General features: G+C 58.1%; 23 protein-coding genes. 15 read left to right on the forward strand and 8 right to left on the reverse strand.

Annotation, left to right across the window (positions count from 1 at the left end; genetic code table 11):
• Positions 1 to 82: 82 nt before the first annotated feature.
• From J2X72_RS02020 to J2X72_RS02030, 3 genes are read right to left on the reverse strand one after another with little or no spacing between them, the layout of a single operon-like run.
• A complete protein-coding gene (locus J2X72_RS02020) occupies positions 83 to 721 on the reverse strand; it encodes a TPM domain-containing protein (protein ID WP_310067900.1) in 639 nt (212 codons plus the stop codon).
• Between the two features lie 3 nt (positions 722 to 724).
• Positions 725 to 1,579 (reverse strand): YgcG family protein, encoded by an 855-nt coding sequence (locus tag J2X72_RS02025; RefSeq protein WP_310067901.1) that lies wholly within the window; start codon positions 1,577 to 1,579, stop codon positions 725 to 727.
• A gap of 9 nt (positions 1,580 to 1,588) precedes the next feature.
• Positions 1,589 to 2,203, reverse strand: a complete 615-nt coding sequence (locus J2X72_RS02030) for a LemA family protein (RefSeq protein ID WP_209999006.1) — start codon at positions 2,201 to 2,203, stop codon at positions 1,589 to 1,591.
• 127 nt (positions 2,204 to 2,330) lie between these two features.
• Here J2X72_RS02030 and J2X72_RS02035 point away from each other — a divergent pair, with 127 nt between their 5' ends.
• Genes J2X72_RS02035 through J2X72_RS02050 form a run of 4 tightly spaced genes read left to right on the forward strand, consistent with a single transcriptional unit; the run spans position 2,331 to position 4,647 of the window.
• Positions 2,331 to 2,579: a hypothetical protein gene (locus J2X72_RS02035; RefSeq protein WP_310067906.1), complete on the forward strand. Its 249-nt coding sequence runs from the start codon at positions 2,331 to 2,333 to the stop codon at positions 2,577 to 2,579.
• Between the two features lie 40 nt (positions 2,580 to 2,619).
• Positions 2,620 to 3,504, forward strand: coding sequence for a pyridoxal kinase PdxY (gene pdxY, locus J2X72_RS02040; RefSeq protein ID WP_310067909.1), 885 nt, complete (start codon positions 2,620 to 2,622; stop codon positions 3,502 to 3,504).
• 48 nt (positions 3,505 to 3,552) lie between these two features.
• Positions 3,553 to 4,224, forward strand: coding sequence for a carbonic anhydrase (locus tag J2X72_RS02045; protein WP_209999003.1), 672 nt, complete (start codon positions 3,553 to 3,555; stop codon positions 4,222 to 4,224).
• A gap of 12 nt (positions 4,225 to 4,236) precedes the next feature.
• Positions 4,237 to 4,647, forward strand: coding sequence for a nuclear transport factor 2 family protein (locus J2X72_RS02050; RefSeq protein WP_310067912.1), 411 nt, complete (start codon positions 4,237 to 4,239; stop codon positions 4,645 to 4,647).
• Between the two features lie 74 nt (positions 4,648 to 4,721).
• Here the strand turns inward: J2X72_RS02050 and J2X72_RS02055 are convergent, their stop codons facing one another.
• On the reverse strand, positions 4,722 to 5,543 hold the full coding sequence (locus J2X72_RS02055) for a lytic murein transglycosylase (protein ID WP_310067914.1): 822 nt from the start codon (positions 5,541 to 5,543) through the stop codon (positions 4,722 to 4,724).
• A 340-nt stretch (positions 5,544 to 5,883) separates the two neighbouring features.
• Here J2X72_RS02055 and J2X72_RS02060 point away from each other — a divergent pair, with 340 nt between their 5' ends.
• The 6 genes from J2X72_RS02060 (at position 5,884) to J2X72_RS02085 (ending at position 10,956) form a co-directional block, all read left to right on the forward strand.
• On the forward strand, positions 5,884 to 6,159 hold the full coding sequence (locus J2X72_RS02060) for a BrnT family toxin (protein WP_310067916.1): 276 nt from the start codon (positions 5,884 to 5,886) through the stop codon (positions 6,157 to 6,159).
• A 46-nt stretch (positions 6,160 to 6,205) separates the two neighbouring features.
• Complete coding sequence (locus tag J2X72_RS02065; RefSeq protein ID WP_310067919.1) at positions 6,206 to 6,565, forward strand: BrnA antitoxin family protein; 360 nt, start codon at positions 6,206 to 6,208, stop codon at positions 6,563 to 6,565.
• 237 nt (positions 6,566 to 6,802) lie between these two features.
• Complete coding sequence (gene ffh, locus J2X72_RS02070) at positions 6,803 to 8,383, forward strand: signal recognition particle protein (protein WP_310067921.1); 1,581 nt, start codon at positions 6,803 to 6,805, stop codon at positions 8,381 to 8,383.
• Between the two features lie 2 nt (positions 8,384 to 8,385).
• Entirely contained in the window at positions 8,386 to 8,691 is a 306-nt protein-coding gene (locus J2X72_RS02075) for a chorismate mutase (RefSeq protein WP_114429549.1), read from the forward strand.
• Between the two features lie 23 nt (positions 8,692 to 8,714).
• Complete coding sequence (gene rpsP / locus J2X72_RS02080; RefSeq protein ID WP_209998997.1) at positions 8,715 to 9,176, forward strand: 30S ribosomal protein S16; 462 nt, start codon at positions 8,715 to 8,717, stop codon at positions 9,174 to 9,176.
• Positions 9,177 to 9,378: 202 nt separating this feature from the next.
• Positions 9,379 to 10,956, forward strand: coding sequence for an alkaline phosphatase (locus J2X72_RS02085; protein ID WP_310067928.1), 1,578 nt, complete (start codon positions 9,379 to 9,381; stop codon positions 10,954 to 10,956).
• A gap of 60 nt (positions 10,957 to 11,016) precedes the next feature.
• Here J2X72_RS02085 and J2X72_RS02090 read toward each other — a convergent pair whose 3' ends face one another.
• Positions 11,017 to 11,622: a TetR/AcrR family transcriptional regulator gene (locus J2X72_RS02090; RefSeq protein WP_310067931.1), complete on the reverse strand. Its 606-nt coding sequence runs from the start codon at positions 11,620 to 11,622 to the stop codon at positions 11,017 to 11,019.
• 102 nt (positions 11,623 to 11,724) lie between these two features.
• Here J2X72_RS02090 and J2X72_RS02095 point away from each other — a divergent pair, with 102 nt between their 5' ends.
• Positions 11,725 to 12,465 (forward strand): SDR family oxidoreductase, encoded by a 741-nt coding sequence (locus J2X72_RS02095; RefSeq protein ID WP_310067934.1) that lies wholly within the window; start codon positions 11,725 to 11,727, stop codon positions 12,463 to 12,465.
• Positions 12,466 to 12,488: 23 nt separating this feature from the next.
• Here the strand turns inward: J2X72_RS02095 and J2X72_RS02100 are convergent, their stop codons facing one another.
• Complete coding sequence (locus J2X72_RS02100; RefSeq protein WP_209998992.1) at positions 12,489 to 12,878, reverse strand: DUF983 domain-containing protein; 390 nt, start codon at positions 12,876 to 12,878, stop codon at positions 12,489 to 12,491.
• A 197-nt stretch (positions 12,879 to 13,075) separates the two neighbouring features.
• Here J2X72_RS02100 and J2X72_RS02105 point away from each other — a divergent pair, with 197 nt between their 5' ends.
• Positions 13,076 to 14,452 (forward strand): PLP-dependent aminotransferase family protein, encoded by a 1,377-nt coding sequence (locus tag J2X72_RS02105; protein WP_310067936.1) that lies wholly within the window; start codon positions 13,076 to 13,078, stop codon positions 14,450 to 14,452.
• 41 nt (positions 14,453 to 14,493) lie between these two features.
• On the opposite strand, the gene J2X72_RS02110 is transcribed toward J2X72_RS02105, so the two are convergent.
• Together J2X72_RS02110 and J2X72_RS02115 are read right to left on the reverse strand one after the other, a co-directional pair.
• Positions 14,494 to 15,063 (reverse strand): methylated-DNA--[protein]-cysteine S-methyltransferase, encoded by a 570-nt coding sequence (locus J2X72_RS02110; RefSeq protein WP_310067938.1) that lies wholly within the window; start codon positions 15,061 to 15,063, stop codon positions 14,494 to 14,496.
• Between the two features lie 63 nt (positions 15,064 to 15,126).
• Complete coding sequence (locus J2X72_RS02115) at positions 15,127 to 15,888, reverse strand: DeoR/GlpR family DNA-binding transcription regulator (protein ID WP_310067941.1); 762 nt, start codon at positions 15,886 to 15,888, stop codon at positions 15,127 to 15,129.
• A 322-nt stretch (positions 15,889 to 16,210) separates the two neighbouring features.
• Between J2X72_RS02115 and J2X72_RS02120 the strand changes: the two genes are divergently transcribed.
• The 3 genes from J2X72_RS02120 (at position 16,211) to mgtE (ending at position 21,349) form a co-directional block, all read left to right on the forward strand.
• Positions 16,211 to 17,110, forward strand: a complete 900-nt coding sequence (locus J2X72_RS02120) for a choline/ethanolamine kinase family protein (RefSeq protein ID WP_310067944.1) — start codon at positions 16,211 to 16,213, stop codon at positions 17,108 to 17,110.
• Positions 17,107 to 19,548 (forward strand): FAD-dependent oxidoreductase, encoded by a 2,442-nt coding sequence (locus J2X72_RS02125; protein WP_310067947.1) that lies wholly within the window; start codon positions 17,107 to 17,109, stop codon positions 19,546 to 19,548. The genes J2X72_RS02120 and J2X72_RS02125 overlap by 4 nt, the downstream gene beginning before the upstream one ends.
• 415 nt (positions 19,549 to 19,963) lie before the next feature.
• The gene (gene mgtE, locus J2X72_RS02130) at positions 19,964 to 21,349 is read left to right on the forward strand and encodes a magnesium transporter (RefSeq protein WP_310067949.1); all 1,386 of its coding nucleotides are present in this window, start codon (positions 19,964 to 19,966) and stop codon (positions 21,347 to 21,349) included.
• Positions 21,350 to 21,372: the final 23 nt, after the last annotated feature.

A 21,372-nucleotide genomic window follows, 5' to 3' on the forward strand; every position in this document is an offset into this window, starting at 1 on the left:
TGGCGCGATCATAGCCTTTCGAAAGGCTTTTTCGACCCTAAACTGCACGGTCGTAGTGAAAATAGTGTGACACGCAATAATGTTACAATTCGACCAAATGATCGTCGAGCTCATTGACGTCTTCGACCCCTCTGGGGAAATGTTCTTCCAGCAGTTGGCCCGCTTTTCCGATGGCTTTTAGAAAACCATCGGCCAGTTCATCTCTGTCCGCATGTTCGGTCAGGATCGCGACGATCCCGTTCCATTCATCCTGATGGACTTTTGCATTGATACCCGCATCCGCGATCACCTCTGCATATCGCTCCGCCAGGGAGACGAAAAGGAGGACACCGGTACGTTGTGTCGTGAGATGGACATTGCGAGCCAGAAACTGCTGGATCGCATTGAGATGCGCCCGCTTGTAGCGGATACGTCGCGGCACAAGCCACATGGTCATGCCGGGCAAGAGCCAGAGGACCAGCACCGCGGCAAGAAAAGCTGCAAGGATAGCGAGACCAAAGACCGGCAGTGGCAACGTGAACCAGTACCAGTGCGCCGCCACCGCAACCACGACGGCCGCAAAAACTATGCCGCAAGCCGCGGTAAATCCTGCCACATAGAAATAACTGTCGCTGCGCCGCGCAAGCACCGCATAGATTTCGCCGCTTGTGCGGCTTTCGGCTGCACGTATCGCCTCGGCGATCCGCGCGTGATCAGCTTCATTCATGGACCCTGAATTCATGGCCTACCAACTCCCCGATGCGCCGCCGCCGCCTGACGATCCGCCACCGCCTGAAAAGCCGCCGCCGCCACCGCCCGAAGACCAGCCACCACCTCCACCGGATGACCAACCGCCACCGCCCGAGGACCAGCCGCCACCGCCGCGACCGCTTCTCGAGCCAATATCAAAGATCATGCCCAGCCACTCATAACGCCCAGGCGCGATCTTGCGCCCGAAGGATGTAACGACGGCGGGAAGTATGATCCCGCTGAAGAACATGAACAGAAAGATCATGACGAAGATGATCATTACCCAATCGACGTCGGAGGTCGGCTCCTGGACATTGCGTTTGGCGCGCGCCTCGAGTTCAGCGGCGTCGCCGGAAAGCACGGCAAGAATGCCGTCGACGCCTTTCGAGATTCCACCCGAATAATCGCCCGAGCGAAACCCCGGTATGACGGCATTTTCGATGATGAGCTTGGACAGAAGGTCGGTCAGCGTGCCTTCGAGGCCATAGCCGACCTCGATACGCACCTTCCTGTCGTTTGGTGCGACGACGAGAAGAACGCCATTATTTTCCTGTTTTTGTCCGAGCGCCCAGGAGCGGTAGAGCCGGTTGGAATAGGGCTCTATCTCCTCGCCGTCGAGGCTCGGCACCGTCACCACCACCACCTGATCGGAGGATTTGGCTTCGAACGCCGCCAATTTCTGGGTTATCTGCTCGCGCGTTGCCGCATCGATGACGTTCGCGGCATCGACCACACGACCTGTCAGAGTAGGAAGTTCTGCGGCAAATGCGCTGCCTGACAGGAATGCCAGCAGCGCAATAGCCAATAACAGGCGATTCAACCCAACCACAGTCTGGCGCAATGCGCTCATGTCTTGAGCCTAGAACTTGACCTGAGGCGTCTGCTTGGCTGAGTCTTCGATGGTGAAGGTTTGGTAGGGCTCGTTCCCGGTGTACCAGATCCATTTCCAGATCATGGTCGGCATCGTGCGGAGCGAGGTGTTATAGACCCGCACCGCTTCGATATAATCGCGGCGTGAAACGGCGATACGGTTCTCCGTGCCTTCGAGCTGCGATTGCAATGCGAGGAAGTTCTGGTTGGATTTCAGGTCCGGGTAGTTTTCGACCACAGCCATCAGCCGCGACAGTGCCCCGGTCAGCTGTGCCTGATTCTCCTGAAACACCTTCATGGCATTGGGATCGGTCAGGGTTTCCGGCGTCACCTGTACGGATGTGGCCTTGGCCCGCGCCTCAACCACGGATGTCAACACATCCTTTTCCTGGGCGGCATAACCTTTGACTGTCTCGACGAGGTTGGGAATAAGATCGGCCCGTCGCTGATACTGGTTCAACACCTCGCTCCACGCGGCTTTGGCCTTTTCCTCATTGGTCGGAATCGTGTTGAAGCCACATGCTGAAAGCAGCGGTACGAGAAGAAACAGGGCAATGATAGAAAGAGCGCGGCGCGGCGCCGGCAAGCAAGTCGCATGTTGCATTGGAATCCTCTCCCAGAGTACAGATTCACCGCTCCAGAACGAAGCAGCACAAACCTAGCCATTTTTTTCTGCAAAAGGAACAGCCAAAGCGCTATGCTAAGTTGTTGAACATAAACCGAGTGTCTTCATGCCTGAACACGATGGAAAGCATCCGTCCGATGCGGAATCGAGACGCATTATCGAACGGATCGATCGCGAAACCGCTGCCGGGGGCATATCTATCGTCGAACGGACCAAGGGCCACTTTTCGGCCGGCGATGCGGATCCGGCCGACCCTATAGAAGTCTGGGGCACCCGCATCGGCAGGTTTCTGGGATTGCTTGTCTTGATCGCCATGATTATCTGGGTGATCAGCTCTATAGTCGGCAAGGGTTGAGTCGCACCCGCCCGCCCGAACTTTCGCACGAGTCTTTCCAATGACCAGTTCCGTTTCTCCTTCATCCAATGCCGTCATCGTCATTTCCAGCCATGTGGTGCGGGGTTCAGTCGGCAATCGTGCCGCCGTATTCGCGCTTGAAACGCTCGGCCATCCGGTATGGGCGGTGCCAACCGTCATCTTGCCCTGGCATCCCGGTCATGGACCGGCCAAGCGCATCGTGCCGGAACCGCAGCAATTCGACGATCTGATTGCCGATCTGGAGCGCGCTCCCTGGCTTGGTGAAGTCAGGGGCATCATGAGCGGTTACCTCGGCAATGCTGCGCAGGCCGCGAGTGTCGCCCGTCTGGTAGAAACCATAAAGGCTCGCAACAAGGGCGTAGTTTATCTCTGCGATCCTGTCATCGGCGATGAAAAGGGGCTTTACGTTCCGGAAGCAACTGCAAGTGCCATCCGCGACAGGTTGATGCCGCTCGCCGATGTTTCGACGCCAAACCGCTTCGAGCTTGCATGGCTGACCGGCGCGGAATTGCCCGACAACAAGGCGGTCATGCAAGCGGCATTGCATGCGGGGCCTGGTACAATGCTTGTGACCTCGGCGCATCCGATGATTGCTGGCGGCACCGGCAATCTTCTGGTGACCCACTCTCTGGCGCTGCTCGCCGAACACCGCCTCGTCGTCGGCCCGACCAATGGGCTTGGTGATCTTACGTCCGCACTCTTCCTTGCACGCATGCTTGCCGGTCTCGATCTCGAACAGGCGCTGCAACGCACCACAGCCTCGGTTTTCGAGATCATGGCCCGCTCTGCCAAGCGCGGCGCCGATGAGCTGATGCTCGAAGCCGACGCATCCAGCCTTTCCACCCCCATGGCGATGACTCAGATGCGGCGGTTGGTTCATCCGAGCAAGGGTATCAGGGCATAGCACATTAGACCAATTGATCTTGTCCCGGTTCAGGATTAGAGGAAAAGAATGACCTTGCTTCCCGAGAAACTTCTCACCGGCTATCGCAGCTTCATGGCGCATCGCTATGCCAACGAAACGTTGCGTTACAAGCAGCTTGCGGACCAGGGGCAGACGCCCGAAACACTGGTCATCGCCTGCTGCGATTCCCGTTCCGCCCCCGAGATCATCTTCGATACGGCACCCGGAGAGATTTTTGTTCTGCGCAACGTGGCCAACCTCATACCGCCCTACGAGCCGGACGGCGAATATCACTCTACCTCCGCAGCCCTCGAATTTGCGGTGCAGAGCCTGAAAGTCAAGAATATCGTCGTCCTCGGCCACGGCCGCTGCGGTGGCATCAAGGCGGCGCTCGACACGACGAGTGAGCCATTGTCCCCTGGCGACTTCATCGGCAAATGGATGAGCCTTGTCGCGCCTGCAGCGGAAGCGGTTTCCGCCAACGAGCTGATGACTCCATTCGAGCGTCAGACTGCGCTGGAGCGCATATCCATTCGCTATTCGCTGAAAAACCTGCGCACCTTTCCCTGTGTCGATATCCTCGAAAAGAAAGGCCGCCTCACCCTGCATGGCGCCTGGTTCGACATTTCCACCGGTGAACTATGGATCATGAATCCGGAAACCGGAGATTTCCTTCGCCCCGACCCCGAAGAGGTCGGCCAAGCCACCGCGCTGGAATAGGGAAACGCGAGAATGGCGCGATTGATATTCATGATCGCCGTCATTCTCCTAACGATGTGTCCTGCCAGGGCGGACGACGCGCACAACGCCATCATCGAAAGCTGGTATTCCGCGCTCGGTACCGCCGACCGCGCGGTTTTCGACAGGATTCTAGCCGACGACGCGACGGTCATCCTCGAAGACATCGATACGATCCAGACCAAGAAAGAATTCCTGGCCAGCCTCGATGAATGGAAAAGCGCAGTGCGGGGCGCCCGGATGCGCCATCGTATCGGCGGCGTCGAAGGCGGCACGACCACCGTTTTCGTCTGCTACCAATTCCCGGCGAACACCACCTATACGCGCGAGATCTTCAACTTTCGCGGCGGCAGGATCATAGAGAGCGCTCAGAGTTCACTCGGGGAGGCCTGCGAAGGCTTTTAAATATTAGAGCCTTTCATGAGGGGCTCTAAGGCCGGCGCGAGCGCCGGCCAGGAAACATCGTCATCAAGAACCGATTATTCGCCGTCGATCTTCGCGCCGATAATGGCGATCGCCTGCTGATACACAGTAGCAGCGTTCCAGCCGGCAATGGCGCCGTAGTTGGCTTGTCCCGGTTGATAGCCGCCACCTGCGCGCCAGCCATGCCCGACCAGAAAATTCGCTGTCGATGCCAGCGCGTCTGCCTTGGAGCGGACCATGTCGATCCGGCCATTGCCGTCGCCGTCAGCGCCATAGCGAAGAACATTGAGCGGAAGGAATTGTGTCTGACCGATCTCGCCGTGCATGGCGCCCACCGCATTGGGCGCAAGCGTGCCGTTGTCGACAAGCTTCAATGCAGCATTGAGTTGTTCGCGGAAATACTCGGTACGTCGGCAGTCATAGGCAAGGGTCGCAACGGCTGATAGTGTGTGCTGATTGCCCATATAACTGCCGAAACCGGTTTCCATGCCCCAGATGGCGATCAACGGGCCAGCGGGAACACCATAACGCTGCTCGATCCGGTCAAACAGCGCGGCATTCTGGGCTTTTTGCGCGCGTCCCCGCGAAATGATCGTCTGGGCACCGCGAACCTGCATGAACTTGTCGAGTGAGTATTTGAAACTCTTCTGGTTGCGATCGGCATTGATCGTCTTGGTAGCATATTTGACGTTACCCAGAGCGTTGATGCCTCTGCTGCCGATGCCTTGCGCCCCGGCTTGCTGCTGATAGGACTGGACCCATGACTCGAATCCGGCGGAATTGTTGCCGCATTGAGCGGCCGCCTGCGCCGCGCCTGCCGTCATAAGAAGCGCTGTCGCTACAGCCGCAAAAAATCTGCCTTTGGCAACGAATGCCATGAAAATCTCCTCGAAGGTTGAATCGTCGTGCTCCTATCTGGCATTTTTCTGTCGTGCTGTCATCTGCAAGAATCGAGCTATATAAGGTCAAATAGCGCTTATTCTCAGCGTTTCAGCCTCACTATGGGTCCGCAGCAGTGGCAAATCGCATGTGTAACCAGCCAATTTCGGGAGCGGCACGGATACAATCTAGGGTTGTGACTCCCATTGTGCCACCACACTTGCCCTTGAACTAATTGATGAGATTTTTTGAGAGCGTTCCGCTGGAGACTGTTCAGCGTTTCAGCTACGCTTGCACCATATTTTGTATATACAATAATTATTGACCAAAGCGATTTCCATGGATAGATTTGAGTGGGACGAGCAAAAGGCAAAAGCGAATTTACGCAAGCACGGTGTCGATTTTGAAGCAGTACGTTGTTTTGAGTTCGATTCAGCGATCAGTTGGTTGGCGGATCTGAATATTTATGGTGAGCAGCGTATTGTCGCCGTTAGCGCTCTGGGCGAAAATTTATACACACTCATTTACACGATTAGAAACGAGGCCGTCCGTGTAATTTCTCTACGCAGAGCATCACGTAAGGAGATGAGCATCTATGTCAGATCAAGAGAGTAAGCGACAAGGCTATCGCATCAAAAAGAACGCGTCTGGACTGGTACACATGACTGTAACAGAAAGGCAATATACCTCTCGAACTCGCGAAGAGGCGATTGCTCTGGCCAAAGCCTGCGCAGATGCGATGACCCCTGAAGAAGATAGGGCGCTTACCAAAGCGGCATTGGACGATCCAGGCACCGTGCTTGTAACTGAAGAATTCATAAAAGGCCGCCCGGGTCGCCCATTTAGTGCCCGGACAAAAATCCCGGTCTCCATCCGCCTTAGCCCGGATGTCCTTGATCATTATCGCTCAAGCGGGCGTGGCTGGCAGGGCCGCATCGACGAGGCATTGCGCAAGCTCATGCAACTCGAAACCCGGGATGAACGGCCCCGGGCTGTGACAAGCCGGAAAAAACGCGCCTGACCCTGCATGTCTTGACTTCACGCGGCATTTCCTGTTTAAGCCGCCCATCAATCCGCGACGAGCTTTGAAACTCCGAGCAGCCAACCGGGGCCCCGCAAGGGTCTAGACGATCCCGGAGGTCAACACCCGACAGCGCGATGCGCCCTCGGGTGTCATTTTGCTTTGAGCTCTTTGCCCTGGCGCGGTTGGTACTTATCTTTTGGGGAACGGGTCTCTGAAGGAATAAAGGAAAACTGGATGTTCGAGAGCTTACAGGAACGACTTGGTTCGATTTTGAACGGCCTCACAGGCCGTGGCGCGCTGTCGGATGCCGATGTCGCGGCGGCCTTGCGCGAAGTGCGCCGAGCCCTCATCGAAGCAGACGTCGCGCTCGATGTCGTCCGTTCGTTTACCGACAAGGTTCGTGCAAAGGCAGTCGGCGCTGATATCGTCAAGAGCATCAAACCAGGCCAGATGGTCGTCAAGATCGTCCATGACGAGCTGATCGACATGCTCGGCGCCGAGGGCGTCACCATTGATCTGAACGCGCCTGCGCCGGTCGTCATCATGATGGTTGGTCTGCAGGGTTCCGGTAAAACCACCACCACTGGCAAGATCGGCAAGCGCCTCACCGAGCGGTCGAGGAAGAAGGTGCTGCTCGCCTCTCTTGATACACGCCGTCCCGCCGCGCAGGAACAGTTGCGACAGCTCGGTGTGCAGACCGGCGTCGACACCCTGCCAATTATTGCTGGCCAGACACCTGTCGAGATCGCTGCGCGCGCCGTTCAGGCGGCCAAGCTCGGCGGCCATGATGTCGTCATTCTCGATACAGCGGGCCGTACCCATATCGACGAGCCGTTGATGATCGAAATGGCCGACATCAAGAAAAAGGCCAATCCGCATGAAATCCTGCTGGTTGCCGATGCGCTCACCGGTCAGGACGCCGTCAATCTTGCGCGGTCCTTCGATGAACGCGTCGGCATCACCGGTCTCGTTCTTACCCGGATGGATGGCGATGGCCGTGGTGGTGCTGCGCTTTCCATGCGCGCCGTCACCGGCAAGCCTATCAAGCTGATCGCCACCGGCGAAAAGATGGATGCGCTGGAGGAGTTCTATCCGCGGCGCATCGCCGATCGCATTCTCGGCATGGGCGACATTGTCTCGCTGGTGGAAAAAGCTGCTGAAAACATCGATGCGGAAAAAGCCGCGGCGATGGCCAAGAAGATGCAGTCCGGCAAGTTCGATCTCAACGATCTGGCAGACCAGATCGGCCAGATGCAGAAGATGGGCGGCATGGGCGGCATCATGGGGATGATGCCCGGCATGGGCAAGATGAAGGATCAGATGGCTGCGGCCGGTCTTGACGATTCCATCTTCAAGCGCCAGCTCGCGATCATTTCGTCAATGACCAAGGCCGAGCGTGGCAATCCCGATTTGCTCAAGCACTCGCGCAAGCAGCGCATCGCCAAGGGTTCCGGCACCAATGCCGCCGAGATCAACAAGCTTCTCAAGATGCATCGCCAGATGGCGGACATGATGAAAGCGATGGGCGGCAAGGGTAAAGGCGGCATGATGAAACAGATGATGGGTGGCCTTGGGGCCAAGATGGGTCTTGGCGGACTAGGCGGAATGGGGGGCATGCCCGACTTGTCCAAAATGGACCCGAAGCAACTTGAAGCCTTGCAGAAGCAGGCGGAAGCCGCTGGTTTCGGCAAGGGCGGTGGCCTGCCCGGTGGGCTTGGTGGTCTACCGGGGGGATTAGGCGGCCTGGGCAGCGGCATGCCGCGTTTGCCCGGCCTTGGTGGCGGTCTTCCAGGGCTGCCGAAAAAGAAAGGGTGAATATGTCGTCCTCCTCGCTCCCCAAAGAACTGCTCCAGTTACGCGCTTCCATCGACAACATCGATGCAGCGTTGATCCACATGCTCGCCGAACGTTTCCGCTGCACCAAGGCAGTGGGCGTTTTGAAGGCGAAGAATGGCCTCGCACCCGCTGACCCGGGCCGTGAAAAACTACAGGTCGAACGTCTGCGCTCCTTGGCGCTGGATTCAGATCTGGACCCCGATTTTGCCGAGAAGTTCCTGAACTTCATCGTCAAGGAAGTGATCAGACATCACGAAACAACAGCCGCCAAGGAAAACGGCGGTTAACCCAACGATCAAGGAGAATACCAATGTCACTGAAAATCCGTCTGGCCCGCGCAGGGTCGAAGAAGCGTCCTTACTACCACGTCGTCATTGCTGACGTGCGTTCGCCGCGCGATGGTCGTTTCATCGAAAACGTCGGTTCGTGGAATCCGATGCTTCCCAAGGATGGCGAGCGCGTCAAGCTGGATGCCGACCGCATCAACTACTGGATCGGTCACGGCGCACAGCCGACGGACCGCGTTCTTCGCTTCCTCGATCAGGCCGGTATCGCCAAGCGCGACACCCGCAACAATCCTGAAAAGGCATTGCCTGGCAAGAAGGCGCAGGAACGCGTTGCTATGGCCAAGCAGGCTGAAGAAGACGCAAAGGCCAAGGTCATTGCTGATGCGGAAGCTGCTGCAGCCGCCGCTGAGGCTGAAAAGGCTGCCGCCGCTGAAGCAGCTGCTGCCCCTGCCGAAGAAGCTCCGGCCGAAGAAACTGCAAGCTGACCATCGGCTCCTGCTATCGACGACGAAACGGGTGGCTTTTGCCGCCCGTTTTGTTTTTGAGCAAACTTCACAGAACTGCAAAAAAACTGAAACGTTCTCCGCGCAAAGAAGGCGCAGCCAGCCACTTTGAAATGGCGCATAATCCTCGCCCGAGCCCTTTGCGGTTTTGGGGTCATGCGTCAGCCAGCCCGGAGAGAACACCATGAGCAGATCGGCTTCGTTCACGCGTCGCAACTTCCTCGCTTCATCAGGAGCCTTTGCATTGACCGCTGCGTCAGGTCTTGCCCTCCCGTCCTACTCACGCGCGAATGCGCGGCCGGTTTTTACCCATGGCGTTCAGTCAGGTGACGTCGACGCGACGACGGGCATGATCTGGACGCGAACCGACAGGCCAGCCCGGGTTAATATCGAAGTTTCCACCACCGAGAGTTTTGCCAACGCCTATTCGCTACCGCCGCTCAATGCCTTCCCGGACAGCGACCTTGCGGTAAAGCAATTGCTTACTGATCTCGTCTCGGACCAGGATATTTTCTACCGCCTGACCGCAGTTGATCTCGGCGACCTCAACGCTGTCTCGGAACCGATTGTAGGCCATTTCAAAACCGCACCGACCGCAAGGCGCAATATCCGTTTTGCCTGGTCAGGCGATACGGTGGGCCAAGGCTGGGGCATCGACGAGACCGGCATGAAGACCTACGCGACCATCGCCAGCCACACCCCCGATTTCTTCCTGCACTCGGGCGATACGATCTATGCCGACGGTCCTCTGGTGGAAGAAACGACGTTGAAGGACGGGAGCAAGTGGAAAAACCGCATCATCACCGATGAAAAGCGCAAGGTGGCGGAAACCCTGGACGAATATCGGGGCCAGTGGAAATACAACATGCTTGACGATCACGTCCGGGCCCTGAATGCAATCTGCCCGACTTTTTTCCAGTGGGACGACCACGAGGTCCTCAACAACTGGTCTTCCTCCAAGGATCTGACCGCCGACGATCGCTACACTGAAAAGTCCATCGCCCTGCTGTCGGCCCGGGCCGCGCGCGCCTTTCACGAAATGACCCCGATTCGCTATACGCCTGCAGAACCCGGACGCGTTTATCGCAAGATTTCCTATGGCCCGCTGCTTGACGTCTTCTTTCTCGATTTGCGTACCTATCGTGGCCCGAACGGTCCGGATATGGAAGATACGATCACGCCGGAATCGTCCATTCTTGGCGCAAACCAGGTGCGCTGGCTGAAGCGCGAACTGTTGAATTCCCGCGCGACCTGGAAAGTCATCGCGGCGGACATGCCGCTGGGTCTGGTGGTGTGGGACAATGCGACCGCAAAGAAGGGCGCAGAAGCCGTCGCCAATGGCGATAATGGCGCGGCGAAAGGCCGTGAGCTCGAGATCGCCGACCTGCTGCGCTTCATCAAATCCGCCGGTATCCGCAATACCGTCTGGTTCACGGCAGATGTGCATTACACCGCAGCGCACTACTACAATCCGGACAAGGCGCAGTTCCAGGATTTCGAGCCGTTTTGGGAATTCGTCTCGGGCCCTATTCATGCCGGCACCTTCGGTCCCAATGATCTCGATCAGACCTTCGGGCCGGAACTCAAGTTCATCAAGGCGCCAACGCCGGAGCAAGGTCAGAACCTGCCACCGTCAGCCGGGCTGCAATTCTTCGGTCTCGTGGATATCGATTCGGCAAGCGAACAGATGACGGTCAGGCTGATGGACCGCGACGATGTCGAACTTTACAAGGTAACGCTCGATCCTGCTCGTTCGATCTGATGCGGTAATCGGCGAGTGTGCATGTCAATTTTCACCCTGATGAGGCAGCCTCCGATGCCATCAGGGCGAAGTCAACCCGCCCCAGGCCGCCATGGCAGCGTCGGCGGTCTTTTTCAATTGCTCGAGCGTGGCGCCATCACGCGCTGTGATCGACATCCCGTGTTGTACGGTCGCGTAGAATTCCGCCACCTGCTGGATGTCGACCGTTTCCGAAAGCTCTCCTTCCCGCACCGCGCGCTTCAGCCGTTGGCGCAACTGTGTCACATTGTCGAGACGTCGCTCCTTCAGCAACGATGACGGCGTACCGGGATCCTCATCACCGTGCAGCGCGCCCATCACCACCATGCAGCCATGCGGCTGACCAGGATCGGTATGGGAGATGGCTGTCTGCATGAGAAAATCTGCGACGCCCTCCTTTGCAGTCGCCGCGGTCGGGAGTGAATGTTTGATGCGCTGGCCGATCTTGTTCGTATAGAGCTCGACAGCCTCCCGGAACAACTCCGCCTTGCTGCCGAATGCGGCGTAGAGACTGGGCGCATTGATGCGCATCGCTTGCGTCAGATCCGCCATGGAAGCACTGTCATAACCCTTCCGCCAAAAAACCCGCATGGCGCAATCAAGCGCTGCATCGCGGTCAAATGCACGCGGACGACCCTTTGGAGACATCACGAGTTCCTTTCTGTATCGATTAATACATAAATCACTTGACGCAGCTTCGCAATGGTGACATTCAATTATGTATCGATCATTACATAAAGGAAGAACACGATGCCACGCCTCGAAAATAAAGTTGCCTTCGTCACCGGCGGAAGTCGCGGCATGGGCGCCGCGATTGCGCTGAAACTGGCGGAGGACGGCGCCGATATCGCCATTACCTACACGAGTGCCGCTGCCAAGGCAGAGGAAACCGTCAAGGCAATCGAGAAACTGGGCCGTCGCGCCATCGCCTTGAAGGCGGACAACCTTGATGCAGCAGGCATCGAGGCCGCGGTCAACGAAACCCGCGCCAAATTTGGCAGGCTGGATATTCTCGTCAACAATGCCGGCGTTTACTCGATGGATACCGTCGATGCACCGACGCTCGAGGAGTTCGATCGCGTCATGTCCATCCATGTCCGCGCGAGCTTTGTTGCGGCGAAAGCAGCGGCGGCGGTCATGGGCGCGGGCGGGCGTATCATCAACATCGGCAGCAATCTCGCCGAGATCGTGCCTTTCCCCGGCCTCATTGCCTATTCAACCAGCAAGGCCGCCCTCATAGGTCTGACCAAGGCGCTGGCACGTGATCTCGGACCGAGGGAAATCACAGCCAATATCGTCCATCCCGGCTCGACCGATACGGACATGAATCCCGCCAATGGCGATCATGCCGATGGCCAGCGCGCCCGCATGGCGATTCCAAAGTTTGGAGAAGCGAGCGATATCGCCGGTCTCGTAGCGTTCCTGGCCGGAGACGAAGGGCGTTTCATCACCGGCGCGTCGCTCACCATCGACGGCGGCGCCAACGCCTGATCGATATGTGCAAGGGCAATCCCTCAGATATCGCCCTTGCGCACAAGCTTGCCTTCTTCCGCCTTGTGGAAATATTGCGAGCAGACCAGCCAGCCTTTCAACGGTCGCAGCAGCACCAGGCTGCCAAGCAGCGTCAACGGCAGCGTCGTGATCAGATGCACCCAGATCGGCACTTCATACGTCGTCTGCAGCCACAGTGCGAACACCAGGGCGGGAACGGCAACGATCGTCATGGCGAAAAACGCCGGACCGTCCGCCGGATCGGCAAAGGAATAATCCAGCTCGCAAACCTCGCAGGACGGCGCCAGTTTGAGAAAGCCATTGAAGAGATGGCCCTGCTGGCATCGCGGGCAGCGACCGAGAATCCCGGTTTTCATCGGGTTTTCAGTAGGATGATAATGAACATGTGCCATGATCTTGCCTTTCGACCCGATTGCAACCGTATGGCCTCTGAAGCCTCTATCCATACAATCGGCATTGTCTCCTTGCGTATATACGCCTTGTAAGGAGAAAATAAAAGAAAATTCGGGTTACCAGCGACAATTCGGCTTGCCTATGTCTGATTTCGCAGATAATTGTATGGGCCAATACCCATACAATGAGCGGCCCCATGACCCTCTGGAAACCTCGCATCGCTGCCACCTCGAGATACAAGCATCAAGGTATCGTCGATGCTTTGACTGCCGATATCGCTGCGGGCCTGCTGACCTCGGGCGATGCGCTGCCGCCCCAAAGGGAGATCGCGCGCCAGCTTGGCGTCGATCTTACCACAGTTACGCGCGCGCTGAACGAGGCGCGCCGTCTCGATCTCATCGAGGCCAGAACCGGTTCTGGTACATTCGTGAAGCAACAGCCTGTATCGATAGTTGCAACTCCCGTAGCCGAACTCGATCTCAGCATGAACATTCCGCCACAACCGGCCGCCGCCCGTTTGCCGGAGCGGATCGCCGAAGGCATCAGCGCATTGCTGGCCGGACCCTCCGGACTGTTTCTTTCCTATCAGGAGGTTACCGGGACCGAAGCCACGCGGCACGCTGCCGCGCAATGGCTGACGCCGCGTTTTGGCCGTGCCCCGTCGCCCGACAGTATCCTCGTGGCCGGCGGTGCGCAAAGTGCGCTCTTCGCCATTTGCGGTCTCGTGGCAGCCAGGGGTGCCATTTGCGCCGGCGCCCACACCTATCCTGGCCTCAAATCCGTCGCCGCGACTCTCGGGATCGCACTTCATCCGCTTGCCATGGACCAGTTCGGCATATTGCCTCAGGCGTTCGAACAATGCTGCCGGGACCATGCCCCCAGGGCGCTTTACATCGTTCCCTCCATCGATAATCCGACCACGGCCACCATGCCGCTGAAACGCCGGCAAGAGATGGTCGAAATAGCTCGCCGATACAGCATCGTGATAGTCGAAGACGATCCCTATGCGGAACTTCTGGGTGAGCCGCTGCCGGCTCTGGCGTCCCTCGCGCCGGAGATCACCTGGCACATCGCGACATTGTCAAAATGCGCAACGCCCGCCCTGCGTGCCGCCTTTGTGGCCTGTCCCTCGGCGCTGGATGTCCTGAAGCTCACATCGTCCCTGCGCGCCAGCAATCCAGGTGCATCGCCACTTCTGGCGGCCCTGACGACGAGCTGGATCGAAAGCGGCACGCTGCGGCAGATCGCATCTGCCGTGCGGGAAGAGAGCCGCGCGCGGCAATCGCTTGCGGCGGTCATTCTCAAGGATTGGCATTACGCCGCCGAGCCGGCAGGCCATCATCTCTGGCTGACCCTTCCCGAACATTGGAAAGCCGCCGAGTTCGCCGCACTTGCCCGCCGTTCCGCTCTAGGCATCGTGGCCGCCCCCGCCTTCAGCGTCGGAACTTCATCAGACGAGGCGGTTCGGGTCTCGCTTGGCGCCGCGCCGGATCGTCCTCGTCTCGAACAGGGATTGCTTCTGCTCGACCGGCTGCTGCATGAGCCGCAGTTCAGCACGGGGCTGATTGTCTAGGGCGCGTGAAGCGGTTTTCCGTCCGGAAGTGCGAAAACGAGCTAGAGAAAGCTTCCCTGTGCGGTGACCGGATGAAACACCGGCCGCCTGGCCATGCCCGCAAATATGCGGTGTTCAAGGTCGAGCAGGAAGCGCTTGCGCCGCTGCCCGCCGCCATAACCGGTCAGCGAGCCATCCGCGCCAATGACCCGGTGGCACGGTACCACGATTGCAACCCTGTTTTGCCCATTGGCTGCGCCGACGGCACGGCTTGATCCCGGCCTGCCTAGATCCCGCGCTATGCCGCCATATGTGCGTGTTTCGCCGTATGGAATAGCCTGGAGGGTCGACCATATCTGCCGCTGAAATGCCATGCCCGGCAGCACAAGCGGTGTGTCGAACCCGGTAAGGGTGCCGGCAAAATAACCGGCGAGCTCGGCCTCGATCTGCTCAAGCACGGCATTGCGGCCAGGTTCGATGGAGTAGCCGTAGCGTTTTTCGAGTTCCTCGACCTCCGCCAGCAAGGCCGGCCGATCGTGAAACTCCAGCAATGACAACCCGTCCTCGCTCGCCATCGCAATCATCGGTCCAAGGTGCGTCTGAATGGACGTCCGCAGCAAAATCTTCAACACGCAATCTCCGGTTCACACATGACTCTAGAGCATCTCAGCGTGCGACGCCCACCCGATTCATGCTCATTTGCCGGCGATGTTCACAACCGTACCGGCCGCATGCAGCGCCTGCAGGATGTCGGCCGGCGGTTCCTGATCGGTCACCAGTTCGCCGAACCCGCCAAAGCCGCAGACCTGGACCAGGCCGCGCTTGCCGAATTTCGCCGCGTCTGTGATCGCAATGGAGCGTGTGCCGCGCGACAATACCGTGCGGGCAAATTCCGCCTCCTCCAGATCGTAGTCGGTAAGCCCGCCTACCGCATCCATCGCACCAACGGAAATAACGGAATGGGCGACACTGAAGCGATTGACATACTCGATGGCCGAAACCCCGAAGGCCGCTCCGCTATCCCGGCGCAACTCACCGCCCGCCATGAAAACCCTGTTGCCATTCACGGTGGCCAATGTTCGGGCAATATCGGATGAATTGGTTACGACCGTCAGATTCCGGTGCTGCAGCAACTCGCGGGCGAGAAAACTCGTGGTCGTGCCAGTGTCCAGCATGATGGATTCGCCGTCCTGAATAGTCCGCGCGACCCATTGGGCAATCATGCGCTTGGCTGGGGCGTTTTCGCGCATGCGTATCTCGAAAGGCGCTTCACCGAGATGCTGGGGCAGGCCGATAGCGCCATGGATTTTGACGATTATGCCCTCATCGGTCATGGGCTTTACGTCACGCCGGATCGTTTCCAGGGATACACCGAGTTTTTGCGCCAGATCAGCGATCGAAATGGTTCCCTCGTCCTGCAGCAGTCGTTTTATTTCGCCGTGTCGTTTGGAATTCATGCCCGAAACCCTAGCCAAGAGTGAATTATCCGCAAGATTACCACACGATTCCCACAAATTTGTCATTAAAGCCACAAATCACCACAAAAACGTGTTGACATAGGTGAAATAAAGGTGGAAAGTCACATTATTAGATAAATACGTGGTTCGACAGGCTCATCATGAGGGGGAGTATCCCTGCAAATAATCAAAAAGCAGTTATGGGGGTGCGAAACAGAAGTCTTTGCCACAGACGGATTCCTGTTCTTGGAGAGCCCACAACCCTCCTTAAACAGACAAACTTCGTCATGGTGAGTCTGTCGAACCACGTATTTGTCGGCCGATGACAGCACCTTCTGCAATCAAACAACGTATTGCCGCCCTGCCGCTCTGGCAGGGCGATATTCATGTTTCTCTTTTGAAGGGCGGCATCAGCAACGAGAGCTATGTCGTCGAGGATGACCGTCGCAAATATGTCGTTCGCTTCGGCAAGGACTATCCATTTCACCACGTATTCCGCGACCGCGAGGCGATGACGGCCGAGGCGGCGCATCGCGCCGGTTTTGCTCCCGAATTATTTTATGCGGGCGACGGCGTCATGGTCACCGCGTTCCTTGGCGCGCGCACCTATTGCGCAAGCGATGTTCGCGCCAATATTTCACGCGTGGCGCAGATGATCCGGCAATTCCATATGACGATGCCCGAACATATTCTCGGGCCCGGTTTCATGTTCTGGGTCTTCCATGTCATCCGCGACTATGCCCGCACGCTGCAGGCGGGCAACAGCCGCATGGCACCGCACCTTGCCGCCTATCTTGCCATCGCAGCGGACATGGAAGCCGCGCAACGGCCCCTGCCGATCATCTTCAGCCACAACGATCTCTTGCCCGCCAATATACTCGATGATGGCAACCGCCTCTGGCTGATCGATTTCGAATATGCGGGGTTTTCGACTTCAATGTTCGATCTAGCGGGCCTTGCCTCCAATGCGGGATTGAGCGAAGACGAATCCGGGGCCTTGCTTACCGCCTATTTTCAAGGACCGCCCGATTTCGAACTCAAGCGCGCCCATGCCGCCATGCAATGCGCCTCGCTGCTACGCGAGGCCATGTGGAGCATGGTTTCCGAGCTTTACCTCGACGCACCGGGCGTTGACTACGTCGCCTATACTACCGAGAATTTATCGAAGCTTGATCATGCGCTCGATCACTACAGAAGCATATACGGAAAGACGGCCCCATGACCCTCCCCTCCCATGCCCAGATCGTCATCATTGGCGGCGGGATCATCGGCTGCTCGACGGCCTATCATCTGGCCAGGGATCACAAGGCCGAGGTGGTATTGCTGGAGATGGGGCAATTGACCTCTGGCTCGACATGGCACGCGGCGGGGCTGGTCGGGCAATTGCGTTCCTCCGCATCCATTACCCGCGTCCTCAAATATTCCGTGGATCTCTACAAACGACTCGATGAGGAAACCGGCCTTGCGACCGGCTGGAAAATGACTGGCTGCTTGCGCCTGGCCACCAATCAGGACCGTTGGACCGAGTTCCGTCGCCTCGCAACCACCGCGGGAAGTTTCGGTATGGAAATGCACCTCCTCTCCCCGCAGGAGGTCAAGGCCATGTTCCCGCTGATGCGTGTGGATGATCTCGTTGGCGCGAGCTGGTTGCCAACCGATGGGCAAGCCAGCCCGTCTGACATCACCCAGTCACTGGCGCGCGGCGCCCGCATGCATGGTGCAAGACTCATCGAGAATATACGCGTCACCGGCTTCGAGATGAATGGTGACCGGATCGTCAAGGTCAAGACCGATCGGGGCGATATCGCCTGCGAAAAAGTCGTCAATTGCGCCGGCCAATGGGCGCGGCAGGTGGGTGAGATGGCGGGCATCAATGTGCCGCTGCAGCCGGTGAAGCATCAATATATCATCACCGAAAAGATTGACGGGCTGTCATCCAATGCGCCGACGATTCGCGATCCGGACCGCCGCACCTATTTCAAGGAAGAAGTCGGCGGCCTCGTCATGGGCGGTTATGAACCCAATCCACAAAGCTGGATGACCGGCGATGTGCCCAACGACTGGCAATTCCGCCTGTTTGATGATGATTTCGATCATTTCGAGCAGCATATGCTCGCTGCTATCGAGCGTATCCCCGCGCTTGAAACCGTTGGCGTCAAGCAGATGATCAACGGCCCGGAGAGCTTTACGCCGGACGGCAATTTCATCCTCGGCGTCGCACCGGAGTGTTCCAACATGTTCGTCGGGGCCGGCTTCAATGCGTTCGGCATCGCCTCCGGCGGCGGCGCAGGCTGGGTATTGGCACAATGGGCCATCGATGGAGAAGCACCGCTCGACCTCTGGACCGTCGATATCAGGCGCTTCTCCAACCTCCACCGCAATCGGGATTGGGTGCGTGACAGAACCCTCGAGGCCTACGGCAAGCACTACACGGTTGGCTTTCCGCACGAGGAATATGTGTCCGGGCGCCCCGCCATCGTCTCGCCGCTCTATGAGCGCTTGAAGCAGCATCGCGCCGTGTTCGGCTCCAAGCTTGGATGGGAGCGCCCGAACTGGTTTGCACCTGAAGGAATGCCCGCGGAAGACGTCTATTCCATGGGTCGCCAGAACTGGTTCGGTGCGGTTGGGGAAGAACACCGGCATGTGCGCGACAAGGTCGGCATCTTCGATCAGTCTTCCTTCGCCAAGTTCGAACTGACCGGCAGGGACGCTGCAACGGCGCTCGATACCATCTGCGCCAATGATGTGTCGAAACCATCGGGCCGCCTGACCTATACCCAGCTCCTGAATACGCGCGGAGGCATCGAGTGCGACCTCACTGTCGCCCGCCTGTCCGACGAGCGCTTCTACATTGTCACCGGCACCGGCTTTCGCACCCATGACTTCGCCTGGATCCGGGATCACATCGGCAAAGGCCTCGATGCGAAACTCACCGACGTGACCGAGGACTTCGGTACCCTTTCACTGATGGGGCCCAAGGCGCGCGCCGTGTTGGCGCGGGTCACCAATGCCGACGTTAGCAACGACGCCTTTCCGTTCGGCCATATTCGCGAGATCGAGATCGCAGGGACAACCGTTCGCGCCCTGCGCATCACCTATGTCGGCGAACTCGGCTGGGAGTTGCACGCACCCATTGCCGCAACCGGCAAGGTCTTTGATGCGCTAATGCTAGCCGGCAAAGAATTCGGCATCAGGCCGGTCGGCTATCGGGCGCTGGAATCCCTGCGTCTCGAAAAGGGCTACCGCGCCTGGGGTTCCGACATCACCCCGAATGACTCGCCGTTCGAGGCTGGGCTTGGCTGGGCGGTGAAACTGCGCAAGGATACCGAATTCGTCGGACGGGAGGCGAGCGAGGCCGTTCATGCCGCTTCGCTCAAAAAACGTCTCGCAACATTCGCAGTCGTGGACAAGGACGTCGTATTGCTTGGCCGCGAAACCATCCTGCGCAATGGCGAGCCGGTCGGCTATCTCACCAGCGGCGGCTATGGCTATACGGTCGATAGTCCGATCGGTCTGGGCTATGTGCGTCACGCCGATGGTATCAGCGATGCGTTCCTCACCGATGGCAAATATGAGCTCATCGTCGCCAATGAACGTTACACCGCCCAAATCCATCTGGCGCCGCTATACGATCCGGAAAATGCACGGGTGAAGTCCTGAGCATGCCCTACGCGGTGCGGCTTGACGGCATCGTTAGCCCGGGAAACCATGGAAAACGCGCAGTCCGTGCGCTCTTGCGCGAGATTAGTCGAATCTTGCACAAGAATCTGCAAAACCCACTCAATAATAGTCGATTCTGGTGCAATTCTATCAACCAAGGCGCGAAATTTAGTTGCACGACGTTGTGTTTTTGCAGCCAATCAAAAGACTTGACTTTGGCCTTCGACAGGACCACATGCAATGCGTGCGGACCTGTGTCCATAAGTCCGTATATCTTCAACCGGAGTTAAATCTCTCATGCCCAGCGACGACAGTAGTAGTCGATTGTTTGCGCCGTCAACGGCGATCGTGGCCTGATCTGAGATCAGCTCGCCTCGATCCCCTGTGACGGCGGATCGACAGAAAGGCGAGCTAAATGAACGATCTTCGCTTTCCCACAGGTGCGGACAGGGCCGAGCTGGCGCCCGTGCTTACTCTTGCAGAACAGCTTGCAACCCTGCATGCTGCGGATGCGATCGAGCTTCTCAACGAACTCGAACTATCTGAATCTATTGAGATTCTTGCCGAAATGCCGCACGAGCATGCCGTGCTGATCCTCGATCAGCCGGAGTTGCATGACGCGGCGGGCATCATAAGGGGATTGCCGGCCGAGACCGCACGGCAACTCCTGGACGCAATGTCAGTCGACCGTGTCACCGATATCTTCCATGAGTTCGATACGGAGACCAGGGCCCGGCTTGTGGTCGGCCTCGGGCCCGAAACAACGGCCGCATTGCGCAAGCTCCTGCGCTATCCGCCGCATACGGCGGGTAGCCTGATGACGACCGAATTCGTCAGCGTGCCCGCGAACTGGACCGTCGCGCAAACGCTGCAGCATATTCGCGAAGTCGAGCGGTCGAGAGAGACCATCTATGCGATCTATGTCACTGATCCGGCAACAAAAAAACTGTTGCGGGCCGTCACCCTGCGCCGCCTGATCACCAGCGAGCCGGACGCTTCGATCATGAGTGTTGGCCGCGACGTTGCCCCCGTAACTGTTGCCCCCCTGACCGACCAGGAAGACGTGGCGCGGCTCTTCCGCAAGCATGATCTCCTTGCCGTCCCGGTGGTCAATGATGACGCACAGATCATCGGTATCGTCACCGTCGATGACGTAATCGACGCCATGACCCAGGAGATGACCGAGGATACGTTGAAGTTCGGCGGCATGGAGGCCTTGAACAAGCCCTACATGCAAATCGGCTTCGTACAGATGCTGCGCAAACGCGCCGGTTGGCTGGGCGTGCTGTTCTTGAGCGAAATGCTGACCGCCAGCGCCATGCAGCACTTTGAAGGGGAATTGGAGAAAGCGGTCGTTTTGACGCTTTTTATCCCCCTTATCATGAGTTCCGGCGGCAATTCCGGCTCTCAAGCCACGTCTTTGCTCATCCGCGCCCTGGCGTTGCAGGAATTGCGGTTGAAGGATTGGTGGCGGGTCGCATTGCGCGAAATCCCGACTGGCCTGGTGCTCGGCTCGTTCCTCGGGCTGATCGGCGTGGTTCGGATTACGACGTGGCAAATACTGGGTCTTTACGATTATGGGCAGCACTGGCCGCTCGTTGCTGCAACCGTCGGTACGGCGCTGGTTGGAATTGTGACATTCGGCTCGTTGGCCGGCTCAATGCTGCCGTTCGCCATGCAGAAGCTCGGCTTTGACCCCGCGAGCGCCTCGGCGCCGTTCGTGGCAACGCTGGTTGATGTAACCGGGTTGGTGATTTACTTCAGTATTGCCTTGGTTATCCTGTCCGGAACATTGCTCTAAAACTTTTGGTCTGCATGGCTGCC

The organism is Phyllobacterium sp. 1468 (assembly GCF_031455525.1).
Taxonomy (GTDB): domain Bacteria; phylum Pseudomonadota; class Alphaproteobacteria; order Rhizobiales; family Rhizobiaceae; genus Phyllobacterium.

Excerpts from the sequence above, each read along its gene's own strand:
- J2X72_RS02095 (WP_310067934.1), top strand. The coding sequence starts at position 11,725 with ATGCCACGCCTCGAAAATAAAGTTGCCTTCGTCACCGGCGGAAGTCGC.
- J2X72_RS02030 (WP_209999006.1), bottom strand. The coding sequence starts at position 2,203 with ATGCAACATGCGACTTGCTTGCCGGCGCCGCGCCGCGCTCTTTCTATC.
- J2X72_RS02090 (WP_310067931.1), bottom strand. The coding sequence starts at position 11,622 with ATGTCTCCAAAGGGTCGTCCGCGTGCATTTGACCGCGATGCAGCGCTT.
- J2X72_RS02035 (WP_310067906.1), top strand. The coding sequence starts at position 2,331 with ATGCCTGAACACGATGGAAAGCATCCGTCCGATGCGGAATCGAGACGC.
- J2X72_RS02115 (WP_310067941.1), bottom strand. The coding sequence starts at position 15,888 with ATGAATTCCAAACGACACGGCGAAATAAAACGACTGCTGCAGGACGAG.
- pdxY (WP_310067909.1), top strand. The coding sequence starts at position 2,620 with ATGACCAGTTCCGTTTCTCCTTCATCCAATGCCGTCATCGTCATTTCC.
- J2X72_RS02120 (WP_310067944.1), top strand. The coding sequence starts at position 16,211 with ATGACAGCACCTTCTGCAATCAAACAACGTATTGCCGCCCTGCCGCTC.
- J2X72_RS02055 (WP_310067914.1), bottom strand. The coding sequence starts at position 5,543 with ATGGCATTCGTTGCCAAAGGCAGATTTTTTGCGGCTGTAGCGACAGCG.
- J2X72_RS02025 (WP_310067901.1), bottom strand. The coding sequence starts at position 1,579 with ATGAGCGCATTGCGCCAGACTGTGGTTGGGTTGAATCGCCTGTTATTG.
- J2X72_RS02085 (WP_310067928.1), top strand. The coding sequence starts at position 9,379 with ATGAGCAGATCGGCTTCGTTCACGCGTCGCAACTTCCTCGCTTCATCA.
- J2X72_RS02100 (WP_209998992.1), bottom strand. The coding sequence starts at position 12,878 with ATGGCACATGTTCATTATCATCCTACTGAAAACCCGATGAAAACCGGG.
- J2X72_RS02065 (WP_310067919.1), top strand. The coding sequence starts at position 6,206 with ATGACTGTAACAGAAAGGCAATATACCTCTCGAACTCGCGAAGAGGCG.
- J2X72_RS02105 (WP_310067936.1), top strand. The coding sequence starts at position 13,076 with ATGACCCTCTGGAAACCTCGCATCGCTGCCACCTCGAGATACAAGCAT.
- rpsP (WP_209998997.1), top strand. The coding sequence starts at position 8,715 with ATGTCACTGAAAATCCGTCTGGCCCGCGCAGGGTCGAAGAAGCGTCCT.
- J2X72_RS02125 (WP_310067947.1), top strand. The coding sequence starts at position 17,107 with ATGACCCTCCCCTCCCATGCCCAGATCGTCATCATTGGCGGCGGGATC.
- J2X72_RS02060 (WP_310067916.1), top strand. The coding sequence starts at position 5,884 with ATGGATAGATTTGAGTGGGACGAGCAAAAGGCAAAAGCGAATTTACGC.
- J2X72_RS02050 (WP_310067912.1), top strand. The coding sequence starts at position 4,237 with ATGGCGCGATTGATATTCATGATCGCCGTCATTCTCCTAACGATGTGT.
- J2X72_RS02045 (WP_209999003.1), top strand. The coding sequence starts at position 3,553 with ATGACCTTGCTTCCCGAGAAACTTCTCACCGGCTATCGCAGCTTCATG.
- ffh (WP_310067921.1), top strand. The coding sequence starts at position 6,803 with ATGTTCGAGAGCTTACAGGAACGACTTGGTTCGATTTTGAACGGCCTC.
- J2X72_RS02020 (WP_310067900.1), bottom strand. The coding sequence starts at position 721 with ATGAATTCAGGGTCCATGAATGAAGCTGATCACGCGCGGATCGCCGAG.
- J2X72_RS02075 (WP_114429549.1), top strand. The coding sequence starts at position 8,386 with ATGTCGTCCTCCTCGCTCCCCAAAGAACTGCTCCAGTTACGCGCTTCC.
- mgtE (WP_310067949.1), top strand. The coding sequence starts at position 19,964 with ATGAACGATCTTCGCTTTCCCACAGGTGCGGACAGGGCCGAGCTGGCG.